General features: G+C 31.3%; 18 protein-coding genes. 8 read left to right on the top strand and 10 right to left on the bottom strand.

The window, feature by feature from the left end; genetic code table 11:
- The 7 genes from lpxA (at window position 1) to ES044_RS14680 (ending at window position 7313) form a co-directional block, all read left to right on the top strand.
- The gene (gene lpxA, locus ES044_RS14710; protein WP_147120049.1) at window positions 1-786 is read left to right on the top strand and encodes an acyl-ACP--UDP-N-acetylglucosamine O-acyltransferase; all 786 of its coding nucleotides are present in this window, start codon (window positions 1-3) and stop codon (window positions 784-786) included.
- Between the two features lie 16 nt (window positions 787-802).
- Entirely contained in the window at window positions 803-1369 is a 567-nt protein-coding gene (efp, locus tag ES044_RS14705) for an elongation factor P (RefSeq protein ID WP_147120048.1), read from the top strand.
- A gap of 65 nt (window positions 1370-1434) precedes the next feature.
- A complete protein-coding gene (locus ES044_RS14700) occupies window positions 1435-2361 on the top strand; it encodes a UDP-3-O-(3-hydroxymyristoyl)glucosamine N-acyltransferase (protein WP_147120047.1) in 927 nt (308 codons plus the stop codon).
- A 216-nt stretch (window positions 2362-2577) separates the two neighbouring features.
- The gene (gene sucD, locus ES044_RS14695) at window positions 2578-3450 is read left to right on the top strand and encodes a succinate--CoA ligase subunit alpha (protein WP_147120046.1); all 873 of its coding nucleotides are present in this window, start codon (window positions 2578-2580) and stop codon (window positions 3448-3450) included.
- Window positions 3451-3581: 131 nt separating this feature from the next.
- A complete protein-coding gene (fabG, locus tag ES044_RS14690; RefSeq protein ID WP_147120045.1) occupies window positions 3582-4328 on the top strand; it encodes a 3-oxoacyl-[acyl-carrier-protein] reductase in 747 nt (248 codons plus the stop codon).
- Window positions 4329-4380: 52 nt separating this feature from the next.
- Window positions 4381-6408, top strand: a complete 2028-nt coding sequence (locus ES044_RS14685) for a VWA domain-containing protein (RefSeq protein ID WP_223269220.1) — start codon at window positions 4381-4383, stop codon at window positions 6406-6408.
- A 74-nt stretch (window positions 6409-6482) separates the two neighbouring features.
- Window positions 6483-7313 carry a prohibitin family protein gene (locus ES044_RS14680; protein WP_147120044.1) on the top strand — a complete coding sequence of 277 codons (831 nt, stop codon included), beginning with the start codon at window positions 6483-6485 and terminating at the stop codon, window positions 7311-7313.
- A 147-nt stretch (window positions 7314-7460) separates the two neighbouring features.
- Here ES044_RS14680 and ES044_RS14675 read toward each other — a convergent pair whose 3' ends face one another.
- From ES044_RS14675 to ES044_RS14635, 9 genes are all read right to left on the bottom strand, one after another.
- Window positions 7461-8102 carry an alpha/beta hydrolase gene (locus tag ES044_RS14675; RefSeq protein WP_147120043.1) on the bottom strand — a complete coding sequence of 214 codons (642 nt, stop codon included), beginning with the start codon at window positions 8100-8102 and terminating at the stop codon, window positions 7461-7463.
- A gap of 19 nt (window positions 8103-8121) precedes the next feature.
- Complete coding sequence (locus tag ES044_RS14670) at window positions 8122-8448, bottom strand: hypothetical protein (protein ID WP_147120042.1); 327 nt, start codon at window positions 8446-8448, stop codon at window positions 8122-8124.
- Window positions 8449-8453: 5 nt separating this feature from the next.
- The gene (locus tag ES044_RS14665; protein ID WP_147120041.1) at window positions 8454-9710 is read right to left on the bottom strand and encodes a dihydroorotase; all 1257 of its coding nucleotides are present in this window, start codon (window positions 9708-9710) and stop codon (window positions 8454-8456) included.
- Window positions 9707-11647 (bottom strand): BatA domain-containing protein, encoded by a 1941-nt coding sequence (locus ES044_RS14660; protein ID WP_147120040.1) that lies wholly within the window; start codon window positions 11645-11647, stop codon window positions 9707-9709. Before ES044_RS14660 ends, ES044_RS14665 begins: the two co-directional genes overlap by 4 nt.
- A gap of 12 nt (window positions 11648-11659) precedes the next feature.
- Window positions 11660-13144 carry a S10 family peptidase gene (locus ES044_RS14655; RefSeq protein WP_147120039.1) on the bottom strand — a complete coding sequence of 495 codons (1485 nt, stop codon included), beginning with the start codon at window positions 13142-13144 and terminating at the stop codon, window positions 11660-11662.
- Window positions 13145-13212: 68 nt separating this feature from the next.
- The gene (locus ES044_RS14650) at window positions 13213-13977 is read right to left on the bottom strand and encodes a TIGR02757 family protein (RefSeq protein WP_147120038.1); all 765 of its coding nucleotides are present in this window, start codon (window positions 13975-13977) and stop codon (window positions 13213-13215) included.
- 1 nt (window position 13978) lies between these two features.
- Window positions 13979-14530 carry a CPBP family intramembrane glutamic endopeptidase gene (locus tag ES044_RS14645; RefSeq protein ID WP_147120037.1) on the bottom strand — a complete coding sequence of 184 codons (552 nt, stop codon included), beginning with the start codon at window positions 14528-14530 and terminating at the stop codon, window positions 13979-13981.
- 3 nt (window positions 14531-14533) lie between these two features.
- A complete protein-coding gene (locus tag ES044_RS14640; RefSeq protein ID WP_147120036.1) occupies window positions 14534-15556 on the bottom strand; it encodes a hypothetical protein in 1023 nt (340 codons plus the stop codon).
- Between the two features lie 6 nt (window positions 15557-15562).
- Entirely contained in the window at window positions 15563-16222 is a 660-nt protein-coding gene (locus ES044_RS14635) for an ABC transporter ATP-binding protein (protein ID WP_147120035.1), read from the bottom strand.
- A gap of 820 nt (window positions 16223-17042) precedes the next feature.
- Between ES044_RS14635 and sucC the strand changes: the two genes are divergently transcribed.
- Window positions 17043-18242 (top strand): ADP-forming succinate--CoA ligase subunit beta, encoded by a 1200-nt coding sequence (sucC, locus tag ES044_RS14630; protein WP_147120034.1) that lies wholly within the window; start codon window positions 17043-17045, stop codon window positions 18240-18242.
- A gap of 1652 nt (window positions 18243-19894) precedes the next feature.
- Here sucC and ES044_RS14625 read toward each other — a convergent pair.
- Window positions 19895-20905: response regulator (locus ES044_RS14625; protein ID WP_147187336.1), on the bottom strand; the 1011-nt coding region annotated here is incomplete at its 5' end.

Below are 20905 nucleotides of genomic sequence, written 5' to 3'. Positions count from 1 at the left end.
ATGAATCAGCCTTTAGCGTATGTACATCCCCAAGCAAAAATTGCAAGAAATGTTGTAATAGAACCTTTTACCACAATACATAATAATGTTATTATTGGTTCTGGAACTTGGATTGGTTCTAACGTAACCATTATGGAAGGGGCAAGAATTGGTAAAAATTGTAGAATTTTTCCAGGTTCTGTTATTTCTGCAATTCCTCAAGATTTAAAGTTTGATGATGAAGAAACAACTGTAGAAATTGGCGATAATGTTACCATTAGAGAATGTGTTACCATAAATAGAGGAACTTCAGATAGAATGAAAACAGTTATCGGCGATAATTGTTTAATTATGGCGTATTGCCACATAGCACACGATTGTTTGGTTGGTGAAAGCTGTATTTTTTCAAACAATACTACATTAGCAGGTCATGTAACCATTGGCGATCACGTTGTTTTAGCTGGTATGGTTGCGGTGCATCAATTTGCTTCTGTTGGTAAGCATGCTTTTGTAACGGGCGGTTCTTTGGTAAGAAAAGATGTTCCTCCTTATGTAAAAGCGGCAAGAGAGCCATTATCTTATGTTGGTATTAATTCTGTAGGATTAAGAAGAAGAGGATATACAACAGATAAAATTAGAGAAATTCAAGATATTTATAGAATCCTTTTTCAAAGAAACTATAACAATTCTCAAGCAATTGATATTATAGAAGCAGAAATGGAAGCAACTCCCGAACGAGATGAAATCATTCAGTTTATAAAAGATTCTCATCGCGGTATTATGAAAGGATACTTCAAATCAAATTAAAAAATTAAATTTAGAAATGGCAACAACATCAGATATTAGAAACGGATTGTGTATTAGTTACAATAATGATATATACAAAGTAATTGAGTTTTTACACGTAAAGCCTGGTAAAGGTCCAGCTTTTGTAAGAACAAAGTTAAAAAGTGTTACAAACGGTAAAGTTATTGATAATACATTTCCTGCCGGAAGAAAGATCGATGATGTACGAGTAGAAACCCATAAATTTCAGTATTTGTACAATGACGGGGAGTTTTATCATTTTATGAATGAGCAAGATTATACCCAAATTAGGTTACTACCAAGTGCTTTAGATTCTCCAGATTTAATGAAAGAAGGAGAAGTTGTTACGATTATTATAAATTCTGAAGATAATATGCCGCTTTCTGTTGATATGCCAGCCAGTGTAATTCTAGAAGTAATACATGCAGAACCAGGCGTAAAAGGCAATACAGCAACAAACGCTACAAAACCTGCAACCGTAGAAAGCGGAGCAATTGTAAATGTGCCTTTGTTCATTAACGAAGGTGATAAAATTAAGGTAGAGACTACTAAAGGAACCTATCAAGAACGTATTAAAGAGTAATCGAAATTTGCTTTTAGCAATTAGCCTTTTGCTAAAAGCCAATAGCTCATTGCTAACAGCTAGTTATGAAATTCAAAAAAGTCCAAACTTTAAAACAAATAGCTACACTTTTAAATGTAGACTATGTTGGTAACGAAAATTTTGAAATTTTAGGAATTAACGAAATTCATGTGGTAGAAAAGGGAGATATTGTTTTTGTAGATCATCCTAAATATTATGAGAAAGCGTTAAAATCGAATGCAACCACTATTTTAATCAATAAAAAAGTAGAATGCCCAGAGGGTAAAGCATTATTAATTTCAGATGACCCTTTTCGTGATTTTAATAAAATCACGAAATATTTTAACCCTTTTATTGCATCCAAAGAAAGTGTTGCCGAAAGCGCTGTTATTGGCGAAGGAACCATTATACAACCCAATGTTTTTGTAGGTAATCATGTTACAATTGGTAAAAATTGTGTGATTCATCCTAACGTAACAATTTACGATCATGCGGTTATAGGTGATGATGTTACCATTCATGCAAATACAGTTTTAGGAGCCGATGCCTTTTATTATAAAAATAGAGTAACAGGGTTTGATAAGCTTCTTTCAGGAGGAAGAGTGGTTATTGAGAATAATGTAGATATCGGTGCTTCTTGTACTATTGATAAAGGAGTTACCGGAGATACCACGATTAAAGAAGGTACAAAAATAGACAATCAAGTGCATGTTGGTCACGATACCGTTATTGGCAAAAAGTGCTTAATTGCCTCACAAACAGGAATTGCTGGTTGTGTAATTATTGAAGATGAGGTAACTATTTGGGGACAAGTGGGTACCAATAGCGGTATTACAATTGGCAAAGGAGCCGTAATTTTGGGTCAAACTGGGGTTACAAAATCAGTTGCTGGTGGTAAAAGTTATTTCGGAACACCCATCGCAGAATCTAGAGAAAAACTAAAAGAAATGGCAGAAATAAAGCGTTTCTTAAAAGAAAGAAAAAAAGAATAAAAAAGCTTTTTGATGCAAATTAAAGATGGGACTTTAAAGAAGTAAAATTGAAGTTTAACCACCTTATAAAGCGATTTTAGAAGGCAAAATAATTTTAGAGTTTTCTTTTTTTAAAAACGAACAAAGAACTATTTTTGCAAAACAATATAATTATAACGCCATTTTATTTTCCTGCGGGAAATGTCTAAAAGACAATGGGATAAAAAAATACAAACCATGAGTGTGTTAGTAAATAAGAATTCAAAAGTTATTGTACAAGGTTTTACGGGTAGTGAAGGTACTTTTCATGCCGGTCAAATGATTGATTATGGAACAAACGTTGTTGGAGGTGTTACTCCAGGAAAAGGTGGTCAAGAGCATTTAGGAAAACCAGTTTTTAATACAGTAGCAGAATCTGTAGCGAAAGCAGGTGCAGATACTTCAATTATTTTTGTGCCGCCAGCTTTTGCTGCCGATGCAATTATGGAGGCTGCAGATGCAGGTATCAAAGTAATTATTTGTATTACAGAAGGAATTCCTACTGCCGACATGGTAAAGGTAAAAGCATATATTGCAAATAAAGAATGTAGATTAATAGGCCCTAACTGTCCTGGAGTGATTACACCAGGAGAAGCAAAAGTTGGTATTATGCCAGGTTTTATCTTTAAAAAAGGGAATGTAGGTATTGTTTCTAAATCAGGAACATTAACGTATGAAGCTGCAGATCAAGTTGTAAAACAAGGATTCGGAATTACAACTGCCATTGGTATTGGTGGTGACCCAATTATAGGCACAACGACAAAAGAAGCGGTAGAAATGTTAATGAACGATCCAGAAACAGAGGCAATTGTGATGATTGGTGAAATTGGTGGAAATTTAGAAGCAGAAGCTGCAGAATGGATTAGAGCTGATGGAAATAGAAAACCTGTTGTAGGTTTTATTGCAGGTCAAACTGCACCAGCAGGAAGAACAATGGGGCATGCAGGTGCAATTGTTGGCGGAGCAGATGATACGGCTCAAGCAAAAATGAAAATTTTAGCCGCTAATGGTATTCACGTTGTGAGTTCTCCAGCAAAAATAGGAGAAATGGTAGCAAGTGTCTTAAAGTAAGAACTACTTTTAAGAACAAAACATATAGAAATTCCCGAAATATTGAAGTAATTTCAATACTTCGGGAATTTCTTTTTTATATTTGATAATGATTCGTTTGAGTTTGACGAAAACAACTAAATAAAAATAGGATGAAATTACTACAAAATAAATTAGCAATAATTACAGGAGCAACAAGAGGAATAGGACGTGGAATAGCTGTTGAGTTTGCAAAACAAGGTGCAAATATTGCTTTTACCTACAGCTCTTCAGTAGAAGCTGCAAATGCTTTAGAAGAAGAATTAAAAGCTTTTGGAGTCGCTGCAAAAGGGTATCAATCAAACGCGGCAGATTTTGATGCAGCTCAAAAGTTAGCTAAAGATGTGTTAGAAGAGTTTGGTACTATTGATATTTTAGTAAACAATGCCGGAATTACAAAGGATAATTTATTAATGCGTATTTCTGAAGACGATTTTGATAAAGTAATTGAGGTCAATTTAAAATCGGTTTTTAATTTAACAAAAGCGGTAATTAGACCAATGATGAAACAAAGAGCAGGTTCTATTATAAATATGAGTTCTGTTGTTGGTTTAAAAGGGAATGCTGGTCAAACAAATTATGCAGCTTCAAAAGCAGGTATTATTGGGTTTTCTAAATCAGTTGCGTTAGAGTTGGGGTCTAGAAATGTAAGAAGCAATGTAATTGCGCCTGGATTTATAGAAACAGAAATGACAGACAAATTAGATGAAAAAGTAGTGCAAGGTTGGCGAGATTCAATTCCGTTAAAAAGAGGAGGAAAGCCAGAAGACATTGCAAATGCATGTGTATTTTTAGCGTCAGATATGAGTGCTTATATTACGGGGCAAACACTTTCTGTAGACGGTGGTATGCTAACATAATTCAATAGCACAAGAGACTAAAGTCTCTTGTGCATTATTTTTAAAAAAATAAATGCAAATAGAAACAACTTTATATCTCGTTTTAGCAATGCTGTTAAGTCTTGCAGTAGCATTTTTTCAATATTATTACAGGGTAAAAAGCAAACCTAAAGTGCATCTTTTACTTTTTATTTTAAAAACAACAAGCTTGTTTTTTTTGCTTTTATTATTGATAAATCCAACCATAGAGAAAACAGAAATAACGAATATAAAACCTGTTTTATCTGTTTTAATTGATAATTCTAAATCCGTCTCTTTTTTTAAGGAAGATAAAAATGTAGCTAATTTTATCAAAGAAATTGATGCCAATAGTGCGCTGAAAAATAAATTTGAAATTCAGAAATTTACTTTTGGTTCTTCTTTACAAGCTTTTGATAGTCTCTCTTTTGTAGCGAGTCAAACCAATATTTATGAAGCAATTAATGGAATTGAAAACCTACAAAAAGATAAAATTGCACCCATTATTTTAATCTCTGATGGCAACCAAACCATAGGTTCAGATTATGAGTTTATCAAGGCAAAGCAAGCTGTTTATCCCATAGTAATTGGCGATACTGCCAGCTATATCGATGTTAAAATATCGCAATTAAATGTGAACAGGTATAGCTATATAAAAAATAAATTTCCTGTAGAAGTCCTTTTAAATTACGCAGGGAATCAAAGTGTAACGACACAATTTTCTATTTTTAACAACGGAAAAACTGTTTTTAGAAAAAACATTGCTTTTTCATCTTCTGAAACATCAATAACGATTGTTGCAAATTTAACATCTACCAAAGAAGGTCTGCAATATTATACTGCTTCTGTATCAGCCATAGAAAACGAAAAGAACGTACAAAATAATACAAAAAATTTCTCGGTAGAAGTTATCGATGAACAAACTAAAGTATTGCTTTTAGCAACTGTTTTGCACCCCGATATTGGTGCCTTTAAAAAAGCTATTGAAAGTAATAAACAACGTTCTGTTACTTTTTTTATGGTTGATGAATTTAAAGGGGACTTAAAGGATTATCAATTGATTATTTTATATCAACCAACTAATAAATTTGATAAAATAATTTCGGAATTAAAACAAAGCAACAGTAATTATCTACTTGTTTCTGGCGCGCAAACAGATTGGAATTTTATCAATCAAAAAGCATTAGGTTTTGATAAAAGTGTTCTTGAGCAAACTGAAGATTATGGAGCACTTTACAACGGTTCTTTTTTAACTTTTTTGCAAGAAGATATTGGTTTTGATAAGTATCCGCCTTTAACAGACAAATTTGGGGAGTTTCGTCTTTCTAAAGAACATCAAATTTTATTATATCAGCGTATAAACGGCATTCAAACACAGCAAGCTTTGTTGGCTACTTTCGATGTAAATAGTCAAAAATCTGCTATTTTGTTAGGAGAAGGTATTTGGAAATGGAGAGCAGCTAGTTTTTTAAATTCGAATTCTTTTGAGGATTTTGATAAATTTATTGGCAATTTGGTTCAGTTTTTAGCATCTAATAAAAAGAGAAATCGGTTAGAAGTAAATGCAGAAACGTTATATCCTGCTAATTCAACGATTAATATTGCCGCATTTTATACCGATAAGAATTATCAATTTGATGCCCGAGCTTCTTTAGAGATTACCCTAACAAATTCAGAGACTAATGAAGTGCTCACGGTTCCTTTTTCTCTAGTAAATAATTCTTATCAAACAGAAATAGAAAATCTTGTTTCTGGAGATTATACCTATAAGGTGTCTGTTTTAGGTCAGAAAATCAATAAAACAGATCGTTTTAAAATTACTGACTACGATATTGAAGAACAGTTTACAAGCGCAAATAGAAATAAATTACAAAAGCTAGCAGATAAAACAGGAGGAACGTTATTTTATAAAAATCAGAGCAATAATCTTATAAAAGAGCTACTCGAAAACGACTCTTATTATACGATTCAAAAATCATCAACAAAACAAAAAAATCTGATTGATTGGAAATGGATTTTACTTTTGATTGCTGCTTTATTCACGTCAGAGTGGTTTATTAGAAAATATTTTGGAAAAATTTAAGAAACATATGATTCCTATCAATAGTAATTGATGTTAATAAGTCGTAAATTTGACTTAAATTAAAAATATAAATAATGGCAAATAATCAAATGGAGTTCAAGTTCCCAAAAGGTGGAATTTTTCTTATTATTGTTGCAGTCGCAGTAATTATTCTTTTTTCGAAATCTACGGTTACAATTGGCCCAGGTGAGGGAGGCGTGCTTTTTGAAACTTTAGGCGATGGTATTAATACAGATAAAACGTACGGAGAAGGATTTCAAATTGTAGCACCTTGGAATAAAATGATTGTATTAAAAGTACGTCAGCAATCGGTATCTGATGAAATGAATGTACTTTCTGTTAACGGATTAGAAGTTAAAGTAAATGGTACAATTTGGTATGAACCAGAGTTTGAAAATTTGGGTTTATTAGTAAAAACCAAAGGTGAAGATTATGAGCGAGAATTGTTAGATCCTGCCATTAATGCAGCAGCAAGAAGTGTTGTTGGTCGTTACACACCAGAGCAATTATATTCTAGTAAAAGAGATGTTATTGAGCAAGAAATTTTAGATGAAGTACAATTGGTTTTAAAAGATCAGTTTTTATCTGTCAAAAGGGTTTTAGTAGAAGATGTTAAATTACCGAGCACTATTAGAATTGCTATTGAGACAAAATTAAAGCAAGAGCAAGAGTCTTTAGAATATGAATTTAGACTAACGAAAGCGAAAAAAGAGGCGCAAAGACAAAAAATTGATGCGGAAGGTAAAGCAGTTGCCAATCAAATTTTAAGTGCTTCTTTAACGGATAAAATTCTACAAGAAAAAGGGATTGACGCAACTGTAGAGTTGGCGAAGTCTCCAAATAGTAAAGTAGTTGTTATTGGTTCTGGAAAAGATGGTTTACCACTTATATTAGGAAATCAATAAGATTTTACGTTCTTTAAATCAAAAAAAATCCAACTGAAAAGTTGGATTTTTTTTTGATTTATATAGTAAATTTATTATTATAATAACTACGAATCAATTGAGCTGTTTTTTACAATTAAGATCACTTAATTGTAAAAAAAAAAGAGTTTACAAACGTTCTTCAATCCAAGATTTAAAACTGTAAAAGTTTTGAGGTGCAACTCCGTGCCCAACATTGTATTCAGAATAGACATTTTGTAAACCTAAATCATCTAAAAAAGGTTTGCTCTTTCTAGCCCAGTCAACAGGTAAAACTTGGTCTACAGACCCATGAGAGCAATAATAATCTGTTTTTATACCTTTAGAAATGTCTGTTGGTACTAATTGATTGTTTATGTAACCACTTAAAGCAATTACATGACTTATCTTATTAGGATAAAAGAAGCTTAAAGAATAACTTAAAATAGCTCCTTGACTAAAACCTAGCACAAAAGTTTTATGAACATTTGTGTTGAATTTTACTTTTAACTCCTCAATAAAAGAAGCAATTTTATCGATAGATTCTTTGGCTTGCTTTAAGTCGGAAAACTTACCATTTACATCATCAAAATTAATGGCATACCAAGCATAAGCGTTATAGCCCAATTCAAAAGGTGCTTGTAAACTGATGATTAGTAATTCTTTTGGTAATTCTTCTGCAAAAGAAAATAAATCTTGCTCATTGCTACCATATCCGTGCAATAAAATTAATAAAGGCGGATTTGCGGTTTCTTTTAAAGGTTTTCTAACGATATATTGTAAATCATTCATTCTAAATATGTTCTTTTTTTTATATATTTTTAAACCATTTTTGAAAATACTCACCAACGTAGGGCAATTCTTTTTCTTCTCCTTTAATAGCACTAAATAAAGATAGAATAATTAAAACAAACACGATAGCGCCAATAATCCATGCTGCATTTGCTCCTATATATCTGTAAATAATGGCACTATTAAAAAATTGAATTAAATTTAAACCAATCATTTGTCTGATATAAAAACTGGTAAAATAATTCTTTTTGCTGTTGTTCATTACAAAAGCAATAATTAATCCTAGAACCCAAAAATGACTTATAATTGCGGCCGTTTTCCCTTCTTTTACTGTTGTATTTATCATAATATTTAATGTATGAATAATTGATTATTTGCAAAAATACCATAAACGGTTCCTTTTAATTTTCTGTTGATAAAAGGACTGTTTATAGAGGTAGATAAAATATGTTTCTTTGTAAAAATAATTTCTTCTGTTGGATTAAATAAGGTGATATCTGCTATATTCTCTGCTGCAATTCCGTGATTTTTAATTCCGAAAATAGCCTTTGGATGCACCGTTAAACAGTCTATAAAATCGTCTAAATTTAAAACGGAGTTTACAACGCCAAAAAAACTTTCTAAACCAATAACACCATCTTTTGCTTCACTAAATTCTACTTTTTTATGCTCAAGATCTATGGGGTTGTGGTCTGATGTAATTACATCAATTACTCCCAATTTAACACCTTTTTGTAATGCCTTGATGTCTTCTTTAGTTCTTAAAGGCGGATTTGTTTTAAAGTTACTATTAAAACCGTGTAATTCGTCATCTGTTAAAACCAAATGGTGTGCAGCAACACTGCAAGTAACTTGCAAACCTTTTTTCTTTGCTTCCTTAATTAAATCTACAGATTTTGCAGAAGAAATTGTAGGAATGTGCAATTTACCACCGGTATATTCTAGTAAAAATAGATCTCTTGCAATTTGAAGGTGTTCTGCCAAAGCAGGAATTCCTTTAAGCCCTAATCTTGTGCTATTAATCCCTTCATTTGCAATGCCTTCACTAGAAATTGCATTGTTTTTAGGGAAGCTTAAAACCAAACCATTAAAGTTTTGAGCGTATAAAAGCGCAACTTTCATTAAGTTGTCATTCTCGATAGGTTTGTTGTAATCTCCAAAAGCAATGGCGCCAGCTTGTTGCATGTCATACAATTCCGCCATATCAACCCCTTCACTTTTTCGGGTTAATGCTGCAATAGGATATAATTTGGTAGCACTATTTGTGGCCTGATTGATTAAAAAAGCAACATCAGCTTTTGAATCAATCACTGGTTCTGTGTTCGCATTTACGGCAATTGCAGTAAAACCACTTTTTGCGGCAACTTTTAAGCCATTTTCTATGGTTTCTCTTTCCTCAAATCCTGGCTCGCCTAAAGAAACACTTGTATCAAACCATCCACAAGAAACATGTAAATTATCTAAAGTGATAACGGTATATGTTGATTTTTCAGGAATTGAATCTTCAATTTTCTCAAACTTTCCATGACGAATTAAAATATCTTTTTTTTGATGATGAAAAGGACTTGTTGCATCTATAATGGTTGCATTTTTAAGAAGCGTACTCATGGTTTATAGAATTTTAAAATCAAAATTTCTAAAAGCAAAGATACAATTGCCAAGGTTAAAAACCATTTCCAAAGCCATTGAACTTCATTTTTTTCGTTTAAATCGGTAAAAAAATCTTTAATAGAAGAAGAAAAATTTGTTGCTTCTTTTAAGGTGTTTACATCTAAAAAAGTAAGAGAGCTTTCTTCTTTAGGATTATTAAACGCGATGGTTTGTAGCGTGTCTTTTTTTCTGATGATGTGATAAAAACCAGCTTCTGTAGGCCGCTCTTTTGTTGTAATCCTTACTTTATTTTGAAACGTTTGCTGCGGGGGTATAAAAGAGAAATTGGGATTTACAATCGATAAAATTTCATCTTTTTCTATATCGGTTTCTACATCAATTGCATTTATAGCATCTAAATAATAGTACAATTTGGCATGCTGAAAGCTTAATTTGCCAAAATTATAAAAAACAGGCACTATTAAAGGCGAATTTAAGAAGTTGCTCTGTTCTTTTGACAACGAACTAGCTATCCAATATACAGCGCTATTAGAGGCTTTAATTTGACTTATAAATGCCGCATTGTTTTCTAAAGAAATAATAGTACTGTTGTTTTTGGCTAGAATGGGGTAGTGGCTCTTTACAGTGGGATATTGAAAATTAGTGACTTTTTTAGAGAAAACATTTTTAAATAAAGGATGTTCAAAATTGATATTTGTTATTTTTAAAGTGTCTGAAATTTTAGAGATAATTTTGGCATCCGCAATTTTATTTAAAAATAAATTATAAGATTTAGTTTCTAATTCTGAATTGGGAATAATAACGAGAGAACCTCCTTTTTTAGAAAAATCTAACAAACTTTTAGAAAGACTTTCAGGTATTTTTTCTAGTTCGTTTAAGATGATAATTTGTTGTTTCGGAATGGCATTATAATTCACATTTTGCAGTGGATTTTGTAAAAAATTAAACGCTTCTTTTGTGTAAATTCTTGATAAAAAATTCGCCTCTTTTCCGATGCTTAAAACGTTTGCTTTTTTGGTTGAATTTAAGCTAAAATAAAACGTATTATCAAAAGAAAAAGTATCGCTAAAAGTAAGCGATATTTTACCTAATAATTTTGTCTGATTCTGAACTGTAAAGGAAACAAGTTTCTTTGTATTCTCATCAATAGAAAAAGATTGCTTACTTAATAAATTGTCATCATTAAAAATGGCTATGGGTATATTTTTTTTAGCAACTCCTTGATTTTTTATCAGAACGTTTATTGTTAAATTTGTTGTGCTTGCATTGTTTGTAAAAACACTATCTATAGAAATGTTATTTTTTATACTAGCTTTTAGTTGTACACCCAAAAAAGCAGGTGTTACATTTGTAAACTCATTGCTGTAAGTATACTGAAAATCAGATATTAATATACTTTTATATAAAGTGTTTGTTTTGATTTTTTTTACAGTGTTTAATTTAAGTAAAACAGTTTCAATAGCTAGTTTTTTCGAAGTGTTCTTAACGTTTAATAACTTTTTCTTAAGTTCATTAAAAGTAATGTCTTCATCGAAATCTGTATTGGTTTGTAATGAATAGTTATCTTTTTCAGAGGCATTCTCGATAATTTCTTGTGCAGCTATTTGTAACAAATTTCCTTTTTCTCCATCGGTATCTGTGCTTAAAGAAGTATCTAAATACACAAAAGTATGGTGGTTCATTGCTATTTTGTTATCGCTAAAATAAGGTTGAGAAAACGCGAAAATTATCGCTGAAAATAGCAACATTCTCGTCGCCAAAATTAGCCATTTTTTTATGCGCGAACTTTTACGTGTCTGTTGCGCTAATTTTTGTAAAAAAGCAACATTTGTAAATGGCATTTTTACAAATTTTTGTAACTGAAAAAGATGCACTAGTATCGGGATAATAAGTAGCGCTAAAAAGTATAAAACTTCAGGGTTTTTAAATTGCATTCAATAGTAAAATTAGTATTTAGCAGGACCAATATTTTCTGAACTCTTTTTGATAAAAACACGTAAATCTTCGTTAGATTTCTCTAAATCTTCTTTACGTAAGTACATCATGTGTCCGCTTCTATAACCTTTAAAAGTCATTCTGTTTTTCATTTTTCCACTAGGATCAATTTTCCCCATAGTGTATTTTGCAACCGAATAAGTAGTTGCGCCGTCGTAGTAACCAGATTGCACCAAAACTTGAAGGTAAGGGTTTTGAGCCATTGCTTTACGTAGGTTTTCACGCGCATTTTCATTCTCGAAATCCCAATTACCAACGGGCCCAAACATATTGTATTTTACATCGGTTTTAAAGTTTAAAATATTTTGTGTGTAATAATTTATTGCTGGCGTAAAAGAATGCAACCAAGATGTTAATTCTGGACTATAATCAGGGCTTGTGCCAATTTCTTCTCTATCAATTCCTAGGTATCTACTATCTAAACGACCAATTGTTTTTCCGCTGGTATCTCTTAAAAGTTCTTTCCAGAAAAAACTTGGTTTCATTTCTAAATTTTGTTGCAATAAAACGCTTTTTTTAATGCCGGTGTATCGAGCCATTTTTTTAGCAACATTATTTCTTTCTTCATCAGAAATATTTCCTCCTTTTGCAATTGCAGGCAACAATTCGTTGTAAGAAAAAAGCTCTGCTTCTGGTAAAATTTCTTCTAAATCTTGTTGTTGTAAATCTGCAGGTAACATTTTATGATACCAAGCTGTGGCCGTAAAATAGGGTAGGTTCATAGCAATATCCTCTGATGCGCCAGATCTAATAATCTTATAATCTGCCGGTGAAACCATAATTACGCCATTTAAATACATCCATTGTCTGCTTTGTAGTTCGTTTGCTAATTGCATTACACGCGTTCCGCCATAACTTTCGCCAATAATATATTTTGGCGATAACCAACGATTATTTCTCGTCATAAATGTGGTTAACCAATCGGCTAAATATTTTGCATCCGCATTTACACCGAAGAAATATTTTTCATCAAGTTTTTCGCTTTTTTCTAAAACAGGACGCGAATAGCCGGTATTTACTGGGTTTATAAAAACAATATCTGCAACATCTAAAACAGAATAAGGGTTGTCTTGAATGCCATAAGGTTGAACGGGGTTTCCTTCCTCATCAATCTTTAATATTTTCGGACCTGTATAAGCAATATGCATCCAAACAGATGCCGATCCTGGTCCTCCGTTAAAAGACATAATGAGCGGTCTTTTAGTTGTTTCTTTCGTATTTGTTCTTTTGTAATACGTATAATTTAACGTAGCAACAATTTTTCCGTTGCTGTTCCAAACAGGCTGCATTCCTATAGTTGCTTTGTATTCTATTGTCTTTCCTTTAATAACTACAGAATTAGTAGTAACAACTGTTGTATCTAGCGGAATTCTATGATCTTGGGCTATAAAAGAAACGCTTACAAAAAGAATTATAAAAAAAATAGTGTTTTTCATTACATAAATATTTGGAAGTACTAATTTATCATAAATAAAACAATTTAAGGCCAGTTGTTCATTTCTAATTAAAAGTTTTCAAAAACTCCCAACCCAAAAAGAGCAAAATCATATTTTACGGGATCGTTTTTATCTAATTTCCGCAAGCTTTTATCTAATTCTGTTAGTGCCTTCCAATCGTTTTGTTTTCGTAATAATAATTTTAACTTTCTTGCCACGTTACCAGAATGCACATCTAAAGGGCACGATAAATTAGCTGCGCTATGGGTTTGCCAAACACCAAAGTCTACGCCAGCTTTGTCGTTTCTTACCATCCAACGTAAAAACATATTAATTCGTTTTGCCGCAGAATTTTTTAAAGGATCAGAAACATGTTTTTGTGTTCTTTGTTGATGCTCAACTTCAAAAAATATTTGTTTAAATTGATGAATCGCTGTTTGATAGGTTTTAGACTTGTCTGTAATTGCTAAAGCATTTTCTAATCCGTTATGATGTAGGTAAATATGTTTCAGTGATTTAATGAATTGCTGAAAATCAATTGAATTAAAAGTTCTGTGTACAAAACTATCAAAAGATTTTAAATCTTGCGCTTGGTGATTTAAAATAAAATCGTGCGGAGAATTGTCTAGCAATTCCATCATTTTATAAGAATTTTTAATAATCATGGTTCTGTTTCCCCAAGAAATAGTGGCTGTTAAAAAAGCTGCGATTTCGATATCTTCTTTTTTAGAAAATAAATGCGGAATTTGAATAGGATCAGATTCTATAAATTTAGGGTTGTTGTATAAAATTACTTTTTCGTCTAAAAATTCTTTGAGTTCAGCTTTCTTCATTTTAAAATAATTCTGGAGCTAGCGTAAGTGCCATTAAAACTCCGTTATAAAAGGCATGCAAAGCAATGCTCCATAGCAAACCAAAACGAACTCTTATAAAGCCTAAATAACCGCCTAATATAATTTGAGGAGCTACTAAAATTGGCGCCAACAAAATTACATTCAGTGTTATACCAAAATTAGAGATATGAATCATTCCAAAAATAATGGCAAAGGTGTAAAATGCCCATTTAAAAATTTTAGGATCTTTAAATAACGTTAAGGGCGCTCTAAAAAATAGCTCTTCTAAAAGCGGTGCTAATACCACAGCAAATAGAAAAATTTCAGTGGTAGAAAAACGCTTCATCATATCTTCAATAGCATGATCTTCCATATTGACCAAGCCCAATGCTTCGATAATTGAAAAAAGAGGAGAAATTACGACTCCTGTCAATAGGCAGATGATTAATAGCGCACCAAATTTCTTACTTCGATAGGTAAAATCTGTATTTGTATCTTCTTCTAAAACAGGATTTTTTAGGTATTTGAGGAGTTCAAGAAATGTTTTTTTCATTTGTTATAATTTAAGACCAAATTTAAAACCTAATGAATAGTTTAAAAAGGATTTTTGATTATAATTTTTAAAACTTCTCAAATCAAAAAAAGTGAAGTCATCTGAAAAATCAATCTGATGAATCATCTTATCATATTCTAAATTTATGTGTTTAAATTTTTTAATTCTTATTCCAAACCCAGAATACACATCTAAATAAAATCTTTTTCCTATCGGAATTAGCAGTCCATATTTTAGATTCACAATTGTTACTCTTTTTTTAGTCGCAAAATCATCCGTTATAAAGTCACTTTGGTTTTCGTCATCAAAATAATTGATTTTATCGTTGTATTGATTTTTTATTTCTCGAAACTCTAGTGATATATACTCGTTTAAAAACACATTGTTTGTGAAGTTTATGAGATTGTAAAACTTTGTTTCGAATTTATAAGTAATCGCCTGCTCGTTTAAATAGGAAATAGTATTGTTTCTAGTTTGGTTATTTGGCAAGTTAATGCCGTATTCGGCGCTTAAACTTATATTATTTTGAATAAAATATTCAGACCCTAAGGTAGCCATAGGAATAGAAAAAACATCAAAAGCATGCAAAGGAGATGTGTATATAAAAAATTTATTTTTAGGTAAAAGAGTTACTTTTTTATTGCTAATAACTATTTTTTTTGAGAGCGTATCTGTGATAAAATGCAAATTACGTTGGTAGGTAAAACGTTTGTTATTTGTCAAATCTACAAGAAACCCAAGACCATAAACCCCCATAATATTAAGTCCAAATACAGCTGATATTTTTCGATTAAAATAAAAATCTTCTCTTAAACTATCTTTTAATATGGTAATTTTTAAAGGTTTTTTTGAACGTTTAGGCTGTATAATTACCTGTTTCTCGCTAGTTAATAAGGTATCATTTTTAAAAATAATGGTACTTTTATTATCCGTAGAAATTTTAACTAAAGTTTTTTTTCCATTTAAGATAGAAGCACAAGAGTGTAAGAATACCGTAATAATTAAAAGCAGTGCTAATTTCTTCATGAATTATTAAATAATTTTGCCGTCTTTCATGGTTAATTTTCTGTCTGCCATATTTGCCAATATTTCATTATGCGTCACTAAAATAAAGGTTTGCCCAAATTGATCTCGAAGTTGAAAAAAGAGTTCGTGTAAATTTTTTGCAGATTCACTGTCTAAATTCCCACTAGGTTCATCTGCTAAAATAACTGCCGGATTGTTAATTAAAGCTCTTGCAACGGCAACTCTTTGTTGCTCTCCGCCAGAAAGTTCGCTCGGTTTATGATGTATTCTATGAGATAATCCTAAAAACGCTAATAATTCTTTTGCTTTTTTCTCTGCTTCTTTTTTTGATTTTTTTCCGATAAAAGCAGGAATGCAAACATTTTCTAAAGCTGTAAACTCTGGTAATAATTGATGAAACTGAAAAATAAAACCAATATGATTGTTTCTAAACTCTGAAAGTTGCTTATCAGAAAGATTTTTTAAAGAAATATCGTTGATAGAAATTTCAAAATTTTCTTCTTTCATCGGCTTGTCTAAAGTGCCTAAAATTTGCAACAACGTTGTTTTTCCTGCGCCAGAAGGACCAACAATAGCAACAATTTCGCCTTTTTTAATATGCAAGTCAAGACCTTTTAAAACTTCTACATCACCATAATATTTATGGATATTTTTAGTTATAATCATAGTTTTTATATCGAGATACGAAAGTATAAAAAAACAGATATACTTTAAGAGTCATCGCTGTATTTATTAAATTTAAGGAAGGATTTATAAGTGTTTTGTGTTTGTAAATTGCTTAAATCTTAAATAATGTTTGCTATTTGATAAAATTCATCAAGAGAAATAAACTTAAGTTTTCTGCTTTTTTAATTTTATGATACTAAATAGTGCCTTATCGCAGCAACGAACAACTCACAAAGATTCGTATAACATGTTTTATCATTCTTGTTCGATAAAAGACTCAAGATTGTTCCGCTTTTAGAACCAATCTGCCTGCAAGGAAGGGAACCAAGACTTGATCTTAACAATTTTACAATCAGACAAACAAACATAACTTGAAATAAAATTGTCTCTTCTATCTTCATAAAATTATTTTTAAGAAAGCAAGGTGTTCTTGAAAAAAAATGAGGAGTTTATTAATTTATCAGGATTTATAAAACTAAAAAAAAAATAATCGAACTCTAATGATTTTTTTATGTTTGATGTCAAAAAAAATAGGATACAAATTAAGGAAACCTAAAAAATAATAAATCATTCTTTATGATTTTATGAAAGTAATAATAGCATTAAATTTTAAGTATTGTAGACATTAACTGTTAATTAAATCATAAAACAACTACTATTCATACAGTATAATAAGTTCAATAATTTTAAGAAACCTAATATTTTCAGCTATAACAACTGATATTGAACTATAAAATTTGTGTTGAGAATAATTTTATAAATAAATTTATAAACTTCTTCTTTGAATTTGTATTTTTGTTTCCGTTTAAAAACGATACACATGAACTTACACGAATATCAAGGAAAAGAAATTTTAAATAGTTTTGGAGTTAGAATTCAAAGAGGAATTGTAGCGAGCACTCCAGAAGAGGCAGTAGCCGCGGCAAAAAAACTTACTGAAGATACCGGAACTGGTTGGCACGTTATAAAAGCACAAGTTCACGCTGGTGGTCGTGGTAAAGGTGGCGGCGTTAAGTTGGCTAAAAATTTAGACCAAGTTAAAAGTATTTCTGATGATATTTTAGGAATGATGCTAATTACACCACAAACTTCTGCAGAAGGAAAGTTGGTAAATCAGGTTTTAATCTGTGAAGATGTATATTATCCTGGAGATTCTGAACCAGAAGAATATTATATGTCGGTTTTATTAAACAGAGCAACGGGTAGAAACATGATTATGTATTCTACAGAAGGCGGTATGGATATAGAAACGGTTGCAGAAGAAACGCCACATTTAATTTTTACTGAAGAAATAGATCCTTTATTAGGCATTATGCCTTTTCAAGCGCGTAAAGTTGCTTTTAATTTAGGATTATCTGGAGTTGCTTTTAAAGAAATGACCAAGTTTGTGACCAATTTATACAAAGCATATATTGGTTCAGATTCTTCTATGTTTGAAATCAATCCAGTCTTAAAAACATCTGATTCTAAAATAATGGCAGTTGATGCTAAAGTTTCTTTAGATGAAAATGCATTATTTAGACATAAAGATTACGCAGAAATGCGCGATTTACGTGAAGAGAATCCTATTGAGGTAGAAGCAAAAGCTGCTGGTTTAAACTATGTAGATTTAGAAGGAAACGTTGGTTGTATGGTTAACGGAGCTGGTTTGGCAATGGGAACGATGGATTTAATTAAAGAATCTGGAGGAGAACCTGCTAACTTTTTAGATGTTGGTGGCACTGCAGATGCTCAAAGAGTTGAAACTGCATTCGGAATTATTTTAAAAGACCCAGCTGTAAAGGCAATTTTAGTAAATATTTTTGGCGGAATCGTTCGTTGTGACAGAGTTGCACAAGGAGTCGTAGATGCTTATAAAAGCATGGGCGACAAAATTAATGTGCCAATTATTTGCAGATTACAAGGTACAAACGCAAAAGAAGCAAAAGAATTAATTGATAATTCTGGAATGGAAATTATTTCTGCAACAGAATTTCAAGAAGCTGCTGATAAAGTAAAAGAAGTTTTAGAAGCTTCATAGTTTATAAAGTTAAAATCTTTAAGTAAAAAGCCTCACTTAAATTGAACTTGTTTCAGTTTCTGTGAGGCCTTTTTAAGTAGTAAAACTCAATTTTGAAAATTGGTCATTCCGCAAGAGTCTTACATACTTGTATTTAAGCCTCCCACTTTTCTCTTATGATTAAATTCTTCGTGAGAGTTCCTAGCAGTAAGACAAATAGTACTGAATTTGTTTATGCGCACATGAAGTAATGCTACGCTATGAATCACTTTTTACGAGTACTGTAAATATTTTAGATGCACGTTGTCGGCACTCGTTAAAAACGAGCGCTCGCGGAATGGGTTCTATAAAAGAATATACCCAAACGATTTGTTATTCTTTAGAAAGCTTAACGCTTTGTATTTAAACTTTCCATTTTTCGCTAATTGTTTACTGCTTTATGAGAGCTTCTTATAGAAAAAACAATAATATGGCGTTTGTTTGTTCGCATAAAAAAATACATTTCCATTTTTTTTTTTAACCTAAACCACTTAAAAACAATTTGAACGCTTTTTTATATTCAAACAGTTATTTTATTAATTGAGTACAAAAAAATGATTTTTAAGTTGTTTTTAATAAATAAAAGTACGTTTATATTCGTTTTAGACAGGAGTAAGCCTTGTAAATACAATATTTTTGCATCAGTGTATTACAAACAAAAGGGCAGATCTTCGCAAAGATTAATGACAACGGGGGTTACATCAATCAATTGCACTGCCCTTTTAATTAATGAGGCTCAATTTTTAAAAATAGCGAAACCGACCAATAGCCATTAAAAAGACTTAAAACCGCTTTGCGAAAAGACACAACCATCTGCAAACAGATAAATACGCTCTCTCAACCAACTGTATTTGAGTAACGGTTAAATTTCAAAAAGAACAGTTAATAGATCAATTTTATTCATAATTAAAAAATCTAATTCAAATCTACACCTAAAAATTTATGTGTAATAGTTTGTTTTTTATATAGGTATTTGGTGCTAAAATATTTTTAGTAGACACTTATGAACGAACTATGAATTCAAAAATTGTGAGTTAAACATAGTTCTTCATTTATTAGACCTTCTGGTCCTTAAGCTTGTTTTAGTATTTGTGCTGATTTTTGGTTTAATATCGGTGTAATTTGCTTGTTATTATTAAAAGGATATACTTTTTTGGAACCTCTTAAGCGCTTCCCTGTGGTTGTTTATTTTAAAACATTAGTGTCGGATTAAAAATATTTTTAGTTTGATAAACCTTGATTATATAAAGGATCTTGAGAGTTTTTTAAACAACAGCTTGCTTTTTTGAAAATAATTTCATGAAGATACAGTAGATATTTTTGTTTTAAGCTATGTATGTATGTGTGTGTGTGTGTGTGTGTGTGTGTGTGTGTGTGTGTGTGTCAGGTAGTTATCGTCAAGTCTTGGTTTTCGGCAGGCAGGTTGGTTCTAAAAACGGAGCAATCTTACCTCTTTTATCGGATAAGAATGATTTTAAAATAAAAAATTATCCTTTTTTTCTGATTTTAAGCTAGGTATAATCAATTTTTGTTTCTCTGTTAGCTTGCAGATGAGTTTTAAAAACAAGGCGTCTTGTCTCTTTAGCATACACCAATGATTTATAGTGATAAAACAAAAAAATGTATGTAAGTTTTTACTTAACTTTTTTTACAAGATCATTTGGTTTAATTCCAAATCTTTTTAAAAATACTTTGTTAAAATAAGCTCTACTGCTTAAGCCCACCGCATAAATAACTTCGTTTAAGGTTTGATATGTATGCTTTAAAATATACTCGTACGCTTTTAACAAACGAATTTCTAAAATAAGTTTAGCTGGCGTTAAGCCTGTTTTATTTTTTAAGACAAGTGTTAAATGCTGTGGCGAAAAGCCACATTCTTTCGCTAATAATTTAACATTAAACTTTTCATTGCTAAAGTTTAAAACGATAATCCCATTAATTTTTTCTATTAATGCGGTATAAGCATTACTAAAATTTACAACATCTTCTTCTTCTATATTTTCTATCTTATTTTTATAAATGGTCCTTTCCAGTAAATTATGAATCCGTGCAAAAATTTCTTCATTGCTAAAAGGTTTTGTAATATAATCGTTTATACCAATGGTTAGTTCTTTCTTTTTATCAATGTTTAGAGGTGATGCCGTGATCATTATAAACGGAATATCTTGATAGTTTTCTAATGTATTGAGTGCTGTTTTAAATTCAATACCCCCCATTTGAGGCATTTTATAATCAGAAATTACAATATCGAACTGTTGCTTTTTAGCTGTTTCTAAACCCATTAAACCATTAAATGCAAATGTGCAATTTAATTTAGATGAAAGCATATCTTTGTAATAAGAAATCATTTCGAGATTATCATCTATAATTAATGCTTTGGGTAAATTATTTTTAACGGTTAACTGGCGTTGTCCTCTTGCATCATGCAAACATTGGTACTCTTGGGGTGCTGCATGTACATATAGCGTTTGGTGCTTTATCTCTAAAGGAATGCGAACGGTAAAAATACTACCAATACCTACCTCGCTCTTTACGCTAACAATTCCATTCATTTTAGTTACTAATTCATGTACTAAAGATAGCCCAATACCAAAACCACCACTTTCAGAATTTTTTTCTGTTTGCTGAAAACGAGAAAAAATAGT

Origin of the sequence: Polaribacter sp. IC066 (assembly GCF_007997085.1) — a bacterium.
In the GTDB taxonomy this organism is placed as follows: Bacteria; Bacteroidota; Bacteroidia; order Flavobacteriales; family Flavobacteriaceae; genus Polaribacter.
The sequence above is the reverse complement of the archived record's forward strand: the minus strand, read 5'-3'. Positions and strand labels throughout refer to the sequence as shown.

What these genes read in the sequence shown, in the direction of transcription:
- fabG (WP_147120045.1), top strand. Translation starts at nt 3,582, where the DNA reads ATGAAATTACTACAAAATAAATTAGCAATAATTACAGGAGCAACAAGA.
- ES044_RS14655 (WP_147120039.1), bottom strand. Translation starts at nt 13,144, where the DNA reads ATGAAAAACACTATTTTTTTTATAATTCTTTTTGTAAGCGTTTCTTTT.
- lpxA (WP_147120049.1), top strand. Translation starts at nt 1, where the DNA reads ATGAATCAGCCTTTAGCGTATGTACATCCCCAAGCAAAAATTGCAAGA.
- ES044_RS14665 (WP_147120041.1), bottom strand. Translation starts at nt 9,710, where the DNA reads ATGAGTACGCTTCTTAAAAATGCAACCATTATAGATGCAACAAGTCCT.
- ES044_RS14700 (WP_147120047.1), top strand. Translation starts at nt 1,435, where the DNA reads ATGAAATTCAAAAAAGTCCAAACTTTAAAACAAATAGCTACACTTTTA.
- ES044_RS14670 (WP_147120042.1), bottom strand. Translation starts at nt 8,448, where the DNA reads ATGATAAATACAACAGTAAAAGAAGGGAAAACGGCCGCAATTATAAGT.
- efp (WP_147120048.1), top strand. Translation starts at nt 803, where the DNA reads ATGGCAACAACATCAGATATTAGAAACGGATTGTGTATTAGTTACAAT.
- sucD (WP_147120046.1), top strand. Translation starts at nt 2,578, where the DNA reads ATGAGTGTGTTAGTAAATAAGAATTCAAAAGTTATTGTACAAGGTTTT.
- ES044_RS14645 (WP_147120037.1), bottom strand. Translation starts at nt 14,530, where the DNA reads ATGAAAAAAACATTTCTTGAACTCCTCAAATACCTAAAAAATCCTGTT.
- ES044_RS14680 (WP_147120044.1), top strand. Translation starts at nt 6,483, where the DNA reads ATGGCAAATAATCAAATGGAGTTCAAGTTCCCAAAAGGTGGAATTTTT.
- ES044_RS14650 (WP_147120038.1), bottom strand. Translation starts at nt 13,977, where the DNA reads ATGAAGAAAGCTGAACTCAAAGAATTTTTAGACGAAAAAGTAATTTTA.
- ES044_RS14640 (WP_147120036.1), bottom strand. Translation starts at nt 15,556, where the DNA reads ATGAAGAAATTAGCACTGCTTTTAATTATTACGGTATTCTTACACTCT.
- ES044_RS14635 (WP_147120035.1), bottom strand. Translation starts at nt 16,222, where the DNA reads ATGATTATAACTAAAAATATCCATAAATATTATGGTGATGTAGAAGTT.
- ES044_RS14675 (WP_147120043.1), bottom strand. Translation starts at nt 8,102, where the DNA reads ATGAATGATTTACAATATATCGTTAGAAAACCTTTAAAAGAAACCGCA.
- ES044_RS14660 (WP_147120040.1), bottom strand. Translation starts at nt 11,647, where the DNA reads ATGCAATTTAAAAACCCTGAAGTTTTATACTTTTTAGCGCTACTTATT.
- ES044_RS14685 (WP_223269220.1), top strand. Translation starts at nt 4,381, where the DNA reads ATGCAAATAGAAACAACTTTATATCTCGTTTTAGCAATGCTGTTAAGT.
- sucC (WP_147120034.1), top strand. Translation starts at nt 17,043, where the DNA reads ATGAACTTACACGAATATCAAGGAAAAGAAATTTTAAATAGTTTTGGA.